This is a genomic window from Holdemania filiformis DSM 12042, assembly GCF_000157995.1.
In the GTDB taxonomy this organism is placed as follows: Bacteria; Bacillota_I; Bacilli_A; order Erysipelotrichales; family Erysipelotrichaceae; genus Holdemania; species Holdemania filiformis.
This window is the reverse complement of record NZ_GG657552.1, coordinates 287,051-289,092: the sequence shown is the minus strand read 5'-3', so window position 1 is coordinate 289,092 and position 2,042 is coordinate 287,051. Positions and strand designations below refer to the sequence as shown.

Genomic DNA, 2,042 nt, shown 5'->3' with positions numbered 1-2,042 from the left:
TGACTGTGGAAAAACTCACTTTCATCCAGCTTGCACCGCTGGATCTCAAAGGCGGTAAACTTCCCCTCGCTGAACGAAGACTGCGTGCAGATGCAATCCGCAAAGCGGCAGCTCTTAAAGCTGGAAAACGCAAAGTTGGAATAATCGAGCGCACAGTTGAGAAATACCACGTCCTGCAGCACGCAGCGCGACAGATCCGCGCCGGTCATGCGGCAATGATCGAACACAACCCGCCGCAGCGTGCTTTCACTCAGCTGACAGTTGGAAAAATCGCAATGATCGAAAATCACGTCGACAAAATAAGTCTTCTCGCTGATCGCCGCCATTGTCACTTTCGTCAGCCGGCACTCGCTGAATTCCTTCCCCAGCGCTTTTTCCTCCGGCCACAGATCGTCGTTGATTTCCAAGCCGATCAATTTTTCCTGAGCGGCCAGCGCGGACGTCAGCACAACGGTTTCTAATGCCAGCGGCAGGCGCGGGGCCTGCGGTTCTTTTTTGATTTGTTTCATGAACTCATCCTTCCTGATTCTTTTAATCTTATCACAGATCAAGTTTCTTGCAACGAAATCATCAAGCAATCCGATCGCAAGAATAAAACAGGAGAAATCGGCGGTGATCCCGTCAATTTCCCCTGTTGCTTCTGATTTTTAAATTCGAGTCCGCAGCCATTTACAACACAAGCTTTACGACTGCACGGCCGGCTTTCGGCTGGAATGCGGTAATCGTGATCTCCGCCCCCTTGCGCGCCTGCACCAGCCAGCGCAGTGTATGCGTCAGCGGCGCGTGAGCGCCGGTGGTGACTTCACAGGAACGATACTCGGCGTTGACGCCGGAATAGCCTTCCAGATCGCCGATTTCCATAATCGCATGCCCGGCGATGAAGCTTTCAATCTGCCCCTGCAGCGAAACCTTGACTGGTCTGGCCGTGCCCAGAAGCTTCGCTTCCCGGCTTAAATAGGTCGGCAGATAGCCCGCGTTGGAAATCGTGACGGTCACTTCCGCCAGATCCGCGCCCAGCCAGTTCACGTTTGTCTTGTCAATCGCCAGCTGCGGCAGCGACTGAGCGTAGCGCAGACAGAACTTCGTCGTTTTTTCCACTTCCTGCAATAAGAAGGCATTCGGACAGTTTTCCTCTGTGAATTTCAGATTCAGGCCGCCGATTTCGACCAATCCCAGCTGCGGATGTTGATACGGTGTCCACGCTTCCATGCTTTCCGGAGCGTTTTCCGCGCACCACGCCATCACCTTCGCCATCGTATCCAGACATTCCGCTTCGCTCTTGGCATCGCGGCGGTCCCAGTCGATCTTGCAGCCGGCTCGTTCCAACAGGTTCCACAGCTCCAGCGTATAGGCAGGAATGCCCTGATCCTGGAAACACCAGTCGTCAAACGCACCGGAAGAATAATTTTCCTGATCCGTCATGAAATGATCGAAAATATTGATCGCCGGATAGCCCATTTCTTCCGTCGCCATTGCCGCGATCTCGCGCAGCCGGCGCATATCGTCAGGATCCGCGCTCTTTTCCGGACGGGTTCCCGGCGGGTACAGAATCACGCCGCCGCTGGTATGATGCGTGGCGACCGCACCGATGTTGTGATGGGCTAAGACAAAATCCACCACCGCTTTGTTTTCCGGATTGCTTAACGGATAAGCCCCGGCGCCGGCCTGGCGGGATTCATGGAACCAGCCGAACGGATAGTTGCGATTGAAGTCCAATCCCCATAACGTGGGAGCCGGCTGAATCTCATTGCCGTTGGCGCCCTTCAGCACGCCTTCGCTGACGACTGTGTAGAACTCGCCTTCACGCTCGTCCGGCTTGCGCTTTTCCATTAACTGCGGGTGTGCCTTACTGATCTTCCAGGCGCCGTGTTTGTCCTTGATCCGCATCATCCGGATCACGCCGTCCTGATCCATGTCTTCCGGCACCAACCCCGGCTGCTGCACCGGCGTCAGATACGGCCGGTCGGCGGAACGCAGGTCATACGGCGAAGTCAGATACACCTCGCTGCCGTCCACGCTGATCCGCGGAATGACATAGAACG

2 protein-coding genes are annotated in these 2,042 nt (G+C 55.4%); both read right to left on the bottom strand.

The features are described from left to right. Positions 1-509, bottom strand: a 509-nt coding sequence (locus HOLDEFILI_RS02195) for a pentapeptide repeat-containing protein (RefSeq protein WP_039863705.1), incomplete at its 3' end; no start/stop codon positions are given. A 160-nt stretch (positions 510-669) separates the two neighbouring features. Continuing rightward, positions 670-2,042: M14 family metallopeptidase (locus HOLDEFILI_RS02190; protein ID WP_006057723.1), on the bottom strand; the 1,373-nt coding region annotated here is incomplete at its 5' end.